Raw genomic sequence first — 12,958 nt, 5'->3', positions numbered from 1 at the left:
CTTGGCGTCGCCCAATCATCAGGACCTTGCCAATGCGCTTCAGACTCATGCTTTTTGCCGCCTTAGTGTGGTTGAGCCCGCTCAGTTTCTCCGCGCCCCAACACGCCCTCACGGTCTACGGCGAAGCCCCGAAATACGCCGCGGATTTCCAGCACCTGGCCTACGCCAATCCCGCTGCGCCCAAGGGTGGAACCTTGCGCCGCTCTTCGCTGGAGAGCGGCCCGTTCGATCACCTGATTCCCTACATCGACAAAGGCACCGGCGTTGCCGACATCGACGGCTGGCTCTATGCGCCGCTGGCCTATCGCAGCAAGGACGAGCCTTACAGCGTCTACGGCCTGGTGGCCCAACGCATGGAGTTGGACGCGGACCGGCGCTGGCTGCGTTTTTACTTGAACCCCAAGGCGCGGTTCGAGGATGGCACGCCGATCACCGCTGAAGACGTGCGCTACACCTTCGAACTGTTCACCACTCAGGGCAGCCTCAAGTATCGCCAGCAGTTTCGTGATGTCGCCGAGGTGCAGGTCGAGTCGCCGACTCAGGTGCGTTTCGTGTTCAAGAACAACGAGAGCCGTACCTTGCCGCTGGATCTGGCGACGTTGCCGGTGCTGCCCGAGCATTGGTGGCGCACGCGCAATTTCGCCGATGGCGCAGGTTTCGAGATTCCGCCGGGCAGCGGGCCGTACAAGGTCAGCGCGGTGGACGCCGGGCGCAGTGTGAAATTCCAGCGGATCAAGGACTGGTGGGCCAGGGATCTGCCGATCACTCGCGGGCTTTATAACTTCGATCAGTTGAGCGTGGAGTTTTTTGCCGACACCGACGTGTCGCGACAAGTGCTCAAGGCCGGCGGCTTCGATTACAACCGCGAGTTCTCCGCCACCAGTTACACCATCGGTTATGCGGGGGCGGCGCTGGAGCAGGGCAAGTTGCTGCGCGAACACCTCGCACCCGGCGCCGCGCAAGGTGCCCAAGGCTTTGTGTTCAATCTGCAGAAACCGATGTTTCAGGATCGTCGGGTCCGGCAGGCGATTGCCATGCTCTGGGATTTCGAATGGAGCAACCGGCAGATGATGCGCAGCATGTACCTGCGCCAGCGCAGCTTCTTTTCCCACAGTGCGTTGTCGGCCACTGAATTGCCGGATGTCGAAGAACTGAAAATCCTCGAACCGTGGCGCGGCAAGATTCCCGATGAAGTCTTCAGTCAAGTGTTCGAAGCGCCGCGCACCGACGGCAGCGGCAACATCCGCGCGCAACAGTTGCAGGCGCTGAAATTGCTGGAGGCCGCTGGTTGGAAACCCCGTGGCGATCAACTGGTGAATGCCGCCGGCGAGCCGTTGCAATTCACCTTCCTCAACGGCCAGAAGGGCTTCGAGCGCCTGCTGCTTCCCTTCAAGCGCAACCTGGCGCAGATCGGCATCGGTTTCGATATTCGCCAGGTCGACACCGCGCAATACACCAACCGCGTGCGCAGCCGCGACTACGACATGATCGTCGTCGGTTACCCGGTGAGTCAGGCGCCGGGGCGCGAGCTGTTCAACTATTTCGGCTCCGACGGCGCCGACGATCCCGGCTCCAACAACTACATGGTGCTGCGCGATCCGGCGGTGGATGCGCTGCTTGAAGGCGTGGTGCAGGCAAACAATCGCGAGAGTCTGCTGCGCCACGCCCATGCGCTGGATCGGGTGTTGCAGTGGGGTTACTACTGGATTCCCAACTATTACCCGCCGGGGATTTCCACGGTGTGGTGGAACCGTTTCGGTCGCCCGGCAATTGCGCCGCTGTACGACGCCGGCCTCGACACCTGGTGGGAAATCAGCCCGACCGCGCTGACCGCGACGCAAATGCAGCAACAGCACAAGGAGTTCGCCCATGTGGGGTTATAGCCTGCGGCGTCTGCTGCTGATCGTGCCGACCTTGCTGGCGATTCTGCTTGTGAACTTCGTGATTGTGCAGGCCGCACCCGGTGGCCCGGTCGAGCAGGCCATCGCCCGATTGCAGGGGATCGGTGTCGGTGCGGCGGTGGGTGCCAGCCATGTCGAAAGCATTGGCGGCGAGTCCCGCGCGACTCGGGGCCTGGACCCGAAACTGGTAGCCGATATCGAGCGCCAGTACGGCTTCGACAAAAGTGCCGGTGAGCGCTTGTGGCTGATGCTAAAGAGTTACGCGCAACTGGATTTCGGCAAGAGTTTCTTCCGGGGTGCGACGGTAACCGAGCTGATCTGGCAGAAGCTGCCGGTGACCTTGTCGCTGGGATTGTGGGCGACGCTGATCACTTATCTGGTATCGATTCCGCTGGGCATTCGCAAGGCGGTGCACAACGGCTCGGCGTTCGATGTCTGGAGCAGCGCGGCGATCATCATCGGCTACGCCATGCCGGGGTTTCTGTTTGCGTTGCTGCTGATCGTGTTGTTTGCCGGTGGTACGGCGCTGGACTGGTTTCCGGTGCGCGGGCTGGTCTCGGACAACTTCGCCGAGCTGTCGCTGTGGGGCAAGGTTGCCGATTACTTCTGGCATTTGGTGTTGCCCGTCAGCGCGCTGGTGATCGGCGGTTTCGCGACGCTGACGATCCTGACCAAGAACAGCTTTCTCAATGAAATCTCGCGGCTGTACGTGGTCACGGCCCGGGCCAAGGGCTTGAGTGAACGGCAGGTGTTGTACGGGCACGTGTTTCGCAACGCGATGTTGCTGGTGGTGGCCGGATTGCCTCAGGCATTGGTCACGGTGTTTTTCGGCGGCTCGCTCTTGATCGAAGTGATCTTCTCCCTCGACGGTCTCGGCCGCCTGAGCTACGAGGCGGCGGTGTCGCGGGATTACCCGGTGGTGTTCGGTTCGCTGTTCATCTTCACCCTGTTCGGGCTCTTGATAAAACTGCTGGGCGACCTGTGCTACACGCTGGTCGATCCGCGCATCGACTTCACCGCGAGGACTGCCTGATGCCGACGCTTTCTCCCATCGGACAGCGCCGCTGGGCGCGGTTCAAGGCTCATCGGCGCGGCTGGTGGTCGTTGTGGCTGTTTCTCGCGCTGTTCGGCCTGAGCCTGGGCGGCGAACTGGTCGCCAATGACAAACCGTTGCTGGTGATGTATCAGGGCGAATGGTTTTTCCCGGCGTTCAAGCGTTACACCGAGCAGGATTTCGGTGGTGAGCTGCCGTTCCAGCCTGATTACCGCAGCGCTCAGGTGCGTGAACTGATCGAGGGGCAGGGCGGGCGGATGTGGTTTGCGCCGATCCCGTTCGGTTTCGACACGGTCAACTACGACCTCAGCGAACCGGCCCCGAGCCCGCCCACCGCTGAAAACTGGCTGGGCACCGACGATCAGGCGCGGGATGTGCTGGCGCGGGTGATATTCGGCACGCGGGTCTCGCTGTTATTCGCCCTGGCATTGACGACAGTGAGCGCGTTGATCGGCATCGCCGCCGGTGCCTTGCAGGGCTATTACGGCGGTTGGGTCGATTTGCTCGGGCAGCGTTTGCTGGAGGTCTGGTCGGGGCTGCCGGTGCTTTACCTGCTGATCATTCTGTCGGGCTTCGTCGAGCCGAACTTCTGGTGGTTGCTGGGGATCATGGCGCTGTTTTCCTGGCTGAGTCTGGTGGACGTGGTGCGCGCCGAGTTCCTGCGCAGCCGGGGGCTTGAGTACGTGAAAGCGGCGCGGGCGCTGGGTGTCGGCGATGCGCAGGTGATCGTACGGCACATTCTGCCCAATGCCATGAGTGCGACGTTGACGTACCTGCCGTTCATCCTGACCGGGGCGATCGCCACGTTGTCGGCGCTGGATTTTCTCGGCTTCGGCATGCCCGCCGGCAGTGCTTCGCTGGGTGAGCTGATCGGTCAGGGCAAGAACAATCTGCAAGCACCGTGGTTGGGCCTGACGGCGTTCTTCGCCCTGGCGCTGATTCTTTCTTTACTCGTTTTCATCGGCGAAGCCTGCCGTGATGCCTTCGACCCCAGGACTTGATATGCGTGAACATCTGATCGAAATACGCGACCTGCGGGTGGCGTTCAAAGGGCAGGAAGTGGTGCACGGCATCGACCTCGACATTTGCCCGAGGGAATGCCTGGCGCTGGTGGGCGAATCGGGTTCTGGCAAGTCAGTGACGGCCCACAGCATTCTGCAACTGCTGGACCCGCACATCACGCAGATCGACGGCAGCATCCGTTATGGCGGCGAAGAGCTGCTGGGTGTGCACGAGCGCTATCTGCGCCAACTGCGCGGCAACCGCATCGCGATGATTTTTCAGGAACCGATGAGTTCGCTCAACCCGTTGCACAGCATCGAGCGGCAACTCGGCGAAAGCCTGGCGCTGCACAAGGGCCTGGCGGGCGCAGCGGCGCGCAAGCGGATTCTGGAGCTGTTGGAACTGGTCGGCATTCAACGTCCGCGCGAGCGGCTGAAAGCGTATCCGCATCAGCTCTCCGGCGGGCAGCGGCAGCGGGTGATGATCGCCATGGCGCTGGCGTGCGAACCGCAGTTGCTGATCGCCGATGAGCCGACCACAGCCCTCGATGTCACGGTGCAACGCAAGATTCTGTTGCTGCTCAAGGAGCTGCAACAGCGGCTGGGCATGGCGCTGCTGATCATCAGTCACGACCTGAATCTGGTGCGCACCATTGCCCAGCGGGTGGCGGTGATGCGCGCGGGCGAAATCGTCGAACAGGCGAGCTGCGAGCAGTTGTTCCGTGCGCCGCAGCATCCCTACAGCATCGAGTTGCTCAATGCCGAACCCGGCGGCGCGGCGCTGTGCCGTGATGCAGCAGAGGATTTGCTCGAGGTTCGTGATCTGAATGTGCGCTTTCCGCTGGGTGGCGGATGGCTGCGGGCCAAGACTTATCTGCACGCGGTCAATGGCATCGATCTGAACCTGCAACGGGGCAAGACCTTGGGCATTGTTGGTGAATCCGGATCGGGCAAGTCCACTTTAGGTCAGGCGATTTTGCGTCTGATCGACGCCGACGGCAGCATCCGCTTCAAGGGCGAGGCGCTCGAACAACTGAGCGGTAAACAATTGCGTCCGCTGCGCAAACGCCTGCAAGTGGTGTTTCAGGACCCGTTCGGCAGCCTGAGTCCGCGCTTGTGTGTGGAGCAGATCATTGCCGAAGGTCTGCAGGTGCATAGTGACTTGAGTGCGAAAGCGCGCGAACAGGCTGTGATCGAGGTATTGAGGGAAGTCGGACTCGACCCGGCGACGCGCCACCGCTATCCCCACGAGTTTTCCGGCGGGCAACGGCAACGCATCGCCATCGCCCGGGCGCTGGTGCTCAAGCCGGATCTGATCCTGCTGGATGAGCCGACGTCGGCGCTGGATCGCACGGTGCAGAAACAGATCGTTGCGCTGTTGCGTCGGTTGCAGGAGGAACACGGGCTGACTTATCTGTTCATCAGTCATGACCTGGCGGTGGTGCGGGCGCTGGCCCATGATCTGATCGTGATGAAGGATGGCGAGGTAGTGGAGCGTGGCGATACGGCCGGGTTGTTTCATTCAGCCCGGCACCCGTATACACGGGAATTGCTGGCGGCATCGTTTGCCGGTGTGAACGCCTGAAACGACAAATCCCGCCACAGGGGCGGGATTCGTTTGCAGACTGGCTGCGGTCTTACGCAGGGAACAGCTCGGACAGTTTCATCGACAGCATCATGTCGCCTTCAACGCGCAGCTTGCCGCCCATGAAAGCCTGCATGCCGTCGGTTTCGCCGCTGACGATACCTTTCAGGGTTTCGCTGTCCAGCACCAGCGTGCAGTTGGCGTCCGGGTTTTCGCCTTCCTGGATGTCGCAGGTGCCGTCTTTGACGATCAGGGCGTATTGCTTGTCTTCGTCAGTAATGTTGAAACCGAAGACCAGATCCAGACCGGCAGCGGCGGCTGGGTTGAACTTGGCTTGCATTGCTTTTACGGCATCAGCTACGGAGGTCATGGTTCGATCCTTTTTGGTTGATTGCAGCAGGGTCACAGTAATCCGGACTCAGCGAAAGGTGATGAGTTCCGGGGCCTTCAGCAGTTGCAGGTGTGCATGACTGTTGAAGGAAGCCAGAGCCACCTCGCGACCGCGGAACTTCAGCTGGTTGAGCGAGGTGTTGACGATTTGCCAGTTCAGTTCAAAGGCCTGCCGGGCAGGCATTTGAGTGATGAGGTGGAGCAGGGCGGTGATCGTGCCACCGGAGGTGAACACCGCGATTTTCTGGGTGTTGTCGGCCTGTTCGAGAATCCGCTGCAGCCCGGCCTGTACCCGCTCGACGAAAGCCAGCCAGCTTTCCAGGCCCGGTGTGTCGTAGGTGCCGGCGAGCCAGCGTTCGATGATCAAGGCGAAGATGCGCTGGAACTCGCCACGGTTTTGTGCGGCGTTGCGCAGAATCTCCAACGCTTCGGGCTCTTCCGGCAGCATGGCCGGGAGCAGGGCGCGGATCACGGCGTCGGCATCGAATTCGTTGAAGGCCGAGTCGATTTCCAGAGTCGGTACCGGCAGGCCGACGGCGGCGAACTGTTCAAGAGCGCTGTTGGCCGTGTGTTGCTGGCGGCGCAGATCGCCCGACAGGCAGCGGTCGAAGCTGATTCCGAGTTCGGCAAGGTGACGGCCGAGGATTTCTGCCTGGCGTACACCGGTCGGCGACAGGACGTCATAGTCGTCTGCACCGAAGGAGGCCTGGCCATGTCGAATCAAGTAGATGCTGCCCACGTCCGCGTCATCCCGGTACGTTGAAGGTTGTGGCGAGGTTATGGGGATGACGGTGAGCTGTCAATGAAAAAACATACGCTTGTTTGAAATGCCCGTTCCAGCCTTGTTGCCAGAGGTTTCACGGCTGGCCGACGGGCCGGTGCATGGGTATGCTGGAGCCAATTCCCGCGTGTGTTTTACGACCGCGCATCGTTTGAAGGAGTCTCTGTGGAGTTTTTGACTGAATACGCCAGTTTCCTGGCCAAGACCGTGACGCTGGTCATCGCCATTCTGGTGGTGCTGGCAAGTTTTGCTGCATTGCGCGGCAAGGGCCGGCGCAAATCGGCCGGCCAGTTGCAGGTCAGCAAGCTCAACGATTTCTATAAAGGCCTGCGTGAGCGCCTGGAGCAGACCCTGCTCGACAAGGATCAGCTCAAGGCCTTGCGCAAGGGCCAGGCCAAGTCCGAGAAGAAGCAGAAAAAGAAACCCGAGGCCAAACCTCGGGTGTTCGTGCTCGACTTCGACGGCGACATCAAGGCTTCGGCCACCGAAAGCCTGCGCCACGAGATCACCGCACTGCTGACCCTGGCCACACCGAAAGACGAAGTGGTCCTGCGCCTGGAAAGCGGCGGCGGCATGGTGCACAGCTACGGTCTGGCCTCGTCGCAACTGGCGCGCGTCCGTGAAGCCGGTGTGCCCTTGACCGTATGCATCGACAAGGTCGCGGCCAGCGGCGGTTACATGATGGCGTGCATCGGCGAGAAGATCATCAGTGCGCCGTTTGCCATCCTCGGTTCCATTGGCGTGGTGGCTCAGTTGCCCAACGTCAACCGCCTGCTGAAAAAGCATGACATCGATTTCGAAGTGCTGACCGCCGGTGAATACAAACGCACCCTGACCGTATTCGGCGAAAACACCGAGAAGGGCCGGGAGAAATTCCAGGAAGACTTGGACATCACCCATCAGCTGTTCAAGAACTTCGTTGCCCGTTATCGCCCACAGCTGGCGATCGACGAGGTCGCCACCGGTGAAGTCTGGCTCGGCATCGCGGCACTGGACAAGCAACTGGTCGACGAACTCAAGACCAGCGACGAATACCTGGCCGAGCGCGCCAAGCAGTCCGAGGTTTATCACCTGCACTACGCCGAACGCAAAAGCCTGCAGGAGCGTATCGGCATGGCGGCCAGCGGCTCGGTGGATCGCGTGTTGCTGAGCTGGTGGAGTCGCTTGACCCAGCAGCGTTTCTGGTAACAATTGCGCACGCTCGCGAGGTTTTCGCCCCGCGAGCGCGATGCATTTTCAACGCAAGACAGTGCGGTATATAGATATTTTAAAGTTTGATAATGTTGCTGTTTTCAGTGACGAACTCATCAAATAAGCGCGCTGTATCCAAGGGTTTTTCGCCTTTATTCTGAATGTCCACTTCAGAATAAAGTTGTTAAACATGGACGTTGAAAATAGTAAATCAAGTTTGCCTGCCATGACGCCTGATCAACAAGGTGTCTTTTTTGAGTTGTATAAAAAACAGATTCCTTCCTGGTTGCTGACGTCTGCGGAGACGGTTCGCAATGACCTCTACGAAAGTTTGAAAAAAAGTTTTAAGTCGCGACATGCTGCGCTGGAGCAACTGCGCGCACTGAAGTCTCCACAAAGCTTCTGTACGCCGCTGTTGGCCAAGGCGATGAGTGAAAAACTGGGTGAACCTTTCGAGGTCGAGGGAGCGATTTTTCAGCATGTGCGTTCCACCTCCAGCCTGTTGGGCCTGCGCAAGAAACTGGTATTACCCATCGAACGCGATTTACTGATGGCTGCCTGCGAAAATTTCGAATTATCGGAAACGCTGGCCAGCAACTATCACGAACATTCCTTGCTTTATATTCCGGAACAGGTAACAGGGCGATCCAGTCGGGTGTTGTCGATGCGGCCCAACGAATTCGCCAGGCTGTGCCGTTATCTGGATCTTGGCGAGCAATATCAAAAACATGTGAAGACTTTTTTTGGTGGCGGTAGTCAAGTCGCAAGTCTGCAGGCAACTTCGGTAACGTACTCGAAAGACCAGTTTGATGTTGATCGGCACATTGCTTTAATGCGCGGCTACATCAGCCCAGATGTCTATCAGATGCTGAATTCGGTAAAAAACCAGGAGCCGTCGATCAAACTGGGCAACAACACACTTGGGTTTCAAAGCCTTGAAATGCTCGGCGTGACGCTCAGGGGCCCAATGTTCATCGGCCCGGTCAGCGAGCATGCCGACAGCGATTACCGCTGTGTGATCTATATGCCAGGCGATCCTGATCACCCGTTGAAAGAATACCCGTCGTTTCAGAGGTTCGAACTCGAATTGAGCGGGCGTCTGCGTGACGCCCGGTTCCACCGTTTTTTTTCGCGCTTCATTACGATGAAGGATCGTCCGGCGTTCCTTAACGGACTGGATGTAAGGTTGTTGAAAGTCCAGCCGAATCATTTCCCGATCTCCACGACGTATCTGCCGCTGACGGGTATAGATCTTGAAAGTGACGCAAAACAGGATCTGTTTCTGGCGATCTTCCAGCACCGTGCCGCGCAGGTTTGCGCCGACGCTCGTCTGCTGGTGGTGCCGACCGACGACGAAGACGAGAAAACCCGGCTGGCGAGGCTGGACACTTATAAAGCCATCGGGCTGAACACCGTGCTGTTCTTCCTTTCATTTGTCCCGGTTCTGGGTGAAGTCCTGTGTGCCGTGGCCGGCTTGCAGTTGCTCAACGAGATATATGAAGGCATTGACAGTTGGGCCCACGGCGATCAGGAACATGCCGCCGACTGCCTGTTTGACACGCTTGAAAACCTGATCCTGATGGCGGGGTTCGCCACCGGCGGCGTAGCGGTGGGAAAAGCCTTTAAAACCGTGCGCTCGTCGAATTTCATCAAGGGCCTTGAGCGTGTACCGGTGGCTGACGACCTGTCGCAACGGTTGTGGAATCCAGACATGAGCGCTTACCGCCAGCAGGAGTCGATGCCGAGCAGTATGTCGACCGATGCACAAGGTCTGGTCTGGCGCGGCAAGGACGGTTATCTGCCCTTGGGGCCCGATGCTTACGCGGTGCGTCCGTTGAGCGGCACCAGTCTGTGGGAGGTGCATAATCCCACATTGCCCAAACGTTATTCGCCATTGCTTGAGTCCAATGGTGCGGGCGCCTGGCGGCATGACTCGGAGCTGCCTCACGAGTGGAATGCGCTGACGCTGTTCCGTCGGCTGGGCTTTCGTGAAGAACAGATTTCGGACACTCGTGCCGAACAAATCATCGCCGCAACCGGGATCGACGAAGCCGCCATGCGCCGGCTGTTTGTCGAGCGTGGCAAGCCCATGGCGATCCTGACAGATTCGGTCAGGCGCTTTCGTGCGGATATCGGTGTCACCCGGTTCATGGACCAGATGGCCGTTGCTGCCTCCGCGCCGCTGGCCGATGCCGATCTGCAGCTGTACTTGCTGACAGCAAGGGGCCGCTGGCCGCGGGATCTGGCAATCAGCGTGACGGATATCATGGCCAACGAAGTGACCCGATACGGTGGGACCAAAGGCACCCGCGAGGTAAAAATCAATGAAGATCTGATGCGCGACGGCCGGTTTTATCCGCCGTTGCTGGCAGCGCTCAGTGACAGTGAGCGTTCGCATCTGCTGGGTTCCGCCACCGTAGAGCCCAACAATCAGAGCGCGCTGCTCGGGATGCACATTGCCGGGCTGGCGCCCCGCATGCGCATGGCAATGATGGATCGACTGTTTCGGCGCGCGGACGTCTGCGAACTTTCCAGGAGCGAGCCGATCGTCAAGGCCTTTCCGGGGTTGTCGGCAAGCGTCGCCGACGAGTTGGCGCATCATGCCGATGCGCATGAATGGGCGCAGCTTGACGCAGGTACCGTTCCGCTGCGTCTGGCAGAAGAAGCACGGCGATATCAGCAGATCCTGCGTCTGAACCGCGCCTATGAGGCGTTGTATCTGGACGCCGCCAGCGGGCGCGATGCGGATATGTTGATACTCGACACCTTGACGCACTTGCCAGGTTGGCCTGGTGATGTGTTTATCGAAATACTGGATTGGGGTGTATTTGCCGATCAACGAGCCACGATCGGTGCTGACGGCGCTGAACATCAGGCGTTGCTCGAGGCTTACCCTGAACGCTATCAGGGCCTGGATTCGAGCCATGCCGTCGTTTCCAGGCAGCCGGGGCGTACCCGGACGAATTTTTTCCAGGCATTGTGGCAAAGCCTTCCGTCACACAGCCGTAAAGCCATTGGCGTCGATGCGGATCCGGATGGCACGGGCCTGAGAGAAAAAATAACCACGTTGGCACTGCAGCGACGTGTGGCCTACGCCAGGGTGCTGGGAATGGAAGCTCCGCATGCCGATTATCGGTCTCCCATGGGGTTGGCGGACCGGCAAATCGAACAATCGGTTGTGCGGGCAGGGTCGTCCACTCATCCGATGCCGCATCGATCGTCAGTGTTGATGCGCCGTGCCCGACGGCTGTATCCCGCGCATTCAACGGCGCAGATTGAACGCTTTGTGTCGACGCTTGGGACTGACGAAGTGCTGGCCATTCGAAAGCTTGAGGACATGCGTCAGGAATACCAAACAATCCTCGACACGCTTGAGCGATGGGTTCATCGCGAAACGTGGTATCACGACGGCGATGGTAGGAGGCTGAGGGTTCCTGCCGATAACAAGAGGCGGGCGGCGCAGGCGATCCTGCGTGCGTGGCGCAAGGAAAACCAGGCGCCCGCACCTTCCGGTGAGAACTTTTACAACCTTGTTTTCGATGCGGTCCCGCTGGGAAATCTGCCGGTGGTCGTCGGTGATTTCACCCATGTGACGGCGTTGCAGATGAGTGGTGTGGGGGCGAGTTCAGGACTGAATGCATTTCTGCGCAACTTTACCCGGCTGCGAGCGCTGAACCTTTCAGGAAACGAACTGACCCGCATCCCTCAGGTCGTTGCGGACATGTCGGGACTCACAGAACTGGATCTGAGTAACAACGAAATTCGCCTGAGCGAACGAGCAGCGCAGGAGCTGGGTAGCAAAACACACCTGCACTCGTTGAACCTGAGTCTGAATCCAGACCTGGGCCAAGTGCCCGCGTTGGCAGGGATGCGCAATTTGCGCCACCTGGATCTGCACCACACGGGAATCACCCAGTGGCCGGCGGACATCGACGCGCTTACGCACCTGGAAACCCTGGATCTGCGCAACAACAAAATCGTCGAGATTCCGGATTCTGTGTTCAAGGCGCGCGCCGTGCTCAATCGAGGCACCCATATCGACGGCAACCCGCTGTCCGTGGCCAGCCTTCAGGCCCTTGCCGATTATCAGCGAGTGCAAGGTATCAGCCTGGGTGTGATCACCCCTGACTACCTCGCTACGGTACGACCGGCTGTCGATATGCAGGGTGCCGGGTGGGTCAGCGGGTTGCCGAGGACGCAGATTGCGCGGGCGCAGGAGGTACTGTTATCGCTGTCGGCTGATCCCGATTCCCGGGCCTTTTTCGAGATGCTCATGCAATTGCGCGGGACGGCCGATTATTTCCGCGCCCGCACCCAGCTTGGGCAGCGGGTCTGGAACGTGCTGGAGGCCGCCTGTGAAAACGACAGGCTGCGCCGTGTGCTGTTTCGGATGGCCAGAGAAGGGCGTGTAAGTACTGCCAATGCCACTGCGTTATTTAGCGATCTGGAGGTCAGGGTTCTGTGCTTCAGGGCTTTGGTAGCGGCTCGCACCGGCAGTCAGGCGCTCGAGGGTGATCTGATTCGTCTGTTGCGTGGACTGTTTCGATTGCAGGAGCTTGAAAAACAGGTTGTCCTGGAAACGGCGCGTCGCGCCAGAACGGAATCGCTGACCTTGCGCCAGGCTCTGGATATCAACCTGATTTACCGGGTGCGACTGGCAGAGCGGCTGGAGCTGCCTGCGCAACCGACTGAGCTGAATGTGCGGCTGGACGTCGAGGTCAGCGATGAGCAGATCGATGAAGCCTATCAAAAGGTGGTCAAGGCCGAAAATACTGCGCAATTGGTAAACTCGATCAGCCGGCAGGAATTCTGGGCCGAGTATTTGTGGACGAGTCGTCAGGACGTGTTTGCCGAGATTCTGGATCGCTGTGCGCGGGCTTTTTCCCTGCTGGAGTCTCAGGCCAATCTGTCTCGCGAAGCCGCCGCACAGCAAATGACGACAATCTACGACAACTTCAGAAATGAAAGCCTGGAGTTGCGCAAGCAACTGACCAATGCGGCATTGGCACGCCATCCAGGGCTGCCATTGCCGGCCACAACAGATTAGGAACGAAA

8 protein-coding genes are annotated in these 12,958 nt (G+C 59.4%); 6 read left to right on the top strand and 2 right to left on the bottom strand.

What is annotated here, in order from left to right; all coding sequences use genetic code 11:
* Positions 1–32: 32 nt before the first annotated feature.
* The 4 genes from CAG25_RS09380 to CAG25_RS09365 are packed head-to-tail and all read left to right on the top strand — an operon-like array spanning position 33 to position 5,541.
* Positions 33–1,883 (top strand): extracellular solute-binding protein, encoded by a 1,851-nt coding sequence (locus CAG25_RS09380; RefSeq protein ID WP_085610467.1) that lies wholly within the window; start codon positions 33–35, stop codon positions 1,881–1,883.
* The gene (locus CAG25_RS09375; protein WP_085610466.1) at positions 1,870–2,934 is read left to right on the top strand and encodes a microcin C ABC transporter permease YejB; all 1,065 of its coding nucleotides are present in this window, start codon (positions 1,870–1,872) and stop codon (positions 2,932–2,934) included. The genes CAG25_RS09380 and CAG25_RS09375 overlap by 14 nt, the downstream gene beginning before the upstream one ends.
* Entirely contained in the window at positions 2,934–3,956 is a 1,023-nt protein-coding gene (locus CAG25_RS09370) for an ABC transporter permease (protein WP_085610465.1), read from the top strand. The genes CAG25_RS09375 and CAG25_RS09370 overlap by 1 nt, the downstream gene beginning before the upstream one ends.
* Position 3,957: 1 nt before the next feature.
* Positions 3,958–5,541 (top strand): ABC transporter ATP-binding protein, encoded by a 1,584-nt coding sequence (locus CAG25_RS09365; protein WP_085610464.1) that lies wholly within the window; start codon positions 3,958–3,960, stop codon positions 5,539–5,541.
* Positions 5,542–5,593: 52 nt separating this feature from the next.
* On the opposite strand, the gene CAG25_RS09360 is transcribed toward CAG25_RS09365, so the two are convergent.
* Together CAG25_RS09360 and CAG25_RS09355 are read right to left on the bottom strand one after the other, a co-directional pair.
* Complete coding sequence (locus tag CAG25_RS09360; RefSeq protein ID WP_007959502.1) at positions 5,594–5,911, bottom strand: SCP2 sterol-binding domain-containing protein; 318 nt, start codon at positions 5,909–5,911, stop codon at positions 5,594–5,596.
* A 48-nt stretch (positions 5,912–5,959) separates the two neighbouring features.
* Positions 5,960–6,670: a histidine phosphatase family protein gene (locus tag CAG25_RS09355; RefSeq protein WP_085610463.1), complete on the bottom strand. Its 711-nt coding sequence runs from the start codon at positions 6,668–6,670 to the stop codon at positions 5,960–5,962.
* 207 nt (positions 6,671–6,877) lie between these two features.
* Between CAG25_RS09355 and sohB the strand changes: the two genes are divergently transcribed.
* Complete coding sequence (gene sohB / locus CAG25_RS09350) at positions 6,878–7,900, top strand: protease SohB (RefSeq protein ID WP_085610462.1); 1,023 nt, start codon at positions 6,878–6,880, stop codon at positions 7,898–7,900.
* Between the two features lie 193 nt (positions 7,901–8,093).
* Entirely contained in the window at positions 8,094–12,950 is a 4,857-nt protein-coding gene (locus tag CAG25_RS09345; protein WP_085610461.1) for a dermonecrotic toxin domain-containing protein, read from the top strand.
* Positions 12,951–12,958 lie beyond the last annotated feature (8 nt).

It is taken from the genome of Pseudomonas sp. B16(2017) (assembly GCF_002113205.1).
Lineage (GTDB): Bacteria > Pseudomonadota > Gammaproteobacteria > Pseudomonadales > Pseudomonadaceae > Aquipseudomonas > Aquipseudomonas pharyngis.
This window is presented reverse-complemented; position numbering and strand designations above follow the sequence as displayed.

Excerpts from the sequence above, each read along its gene's own strand:
- CAG25_RS09380 (WP_085610467.1), top strand. The coding sequence starts at position 33 with ATGCGCTTCAGACTCATGCTTTTTGCCGCCTTAGTGTGGTTGAGCCCG.
- CAG25_RS09375 (WP_085610466.1), top strand. The coding sequence starts at position 1,870 with ATGTGGGGTTATAGCCTGCGGCGTCTGCTGCTGATCGTGCCGACCTTG.
- CAG25_RS09370 (WP_085610465.1), top strand. The coding sequence starts at position 2,934 with ATGCCGACGCTTTCTCCCATCGGACAGCGCCGCTGGGCGCGGTTCAAG.
- CAG25_RS09365 (WP_085610464.1), top strand. The coding sequence starts at position 3,958 with ATGCGTGAACATCTGATCGAAATACGCGACCTGCGGGTGGCGTTCAAA.
- CAG25_RS09360 (WP_007959502.1), bottom strand. The coding sequence starts at position 5,911 with ATGACCTCCGTAGCTGATGCCGTAAAAGCAATGCAAGCCAAGTTCAAC.
- CAG25_RS09345 (WP_085610461.1), top strand. The coding sequence starts at position 8,094 with ATGGACGTTGAAAATAGTAAATCAAGTTTGCCTGCCATGACGCCTGAT.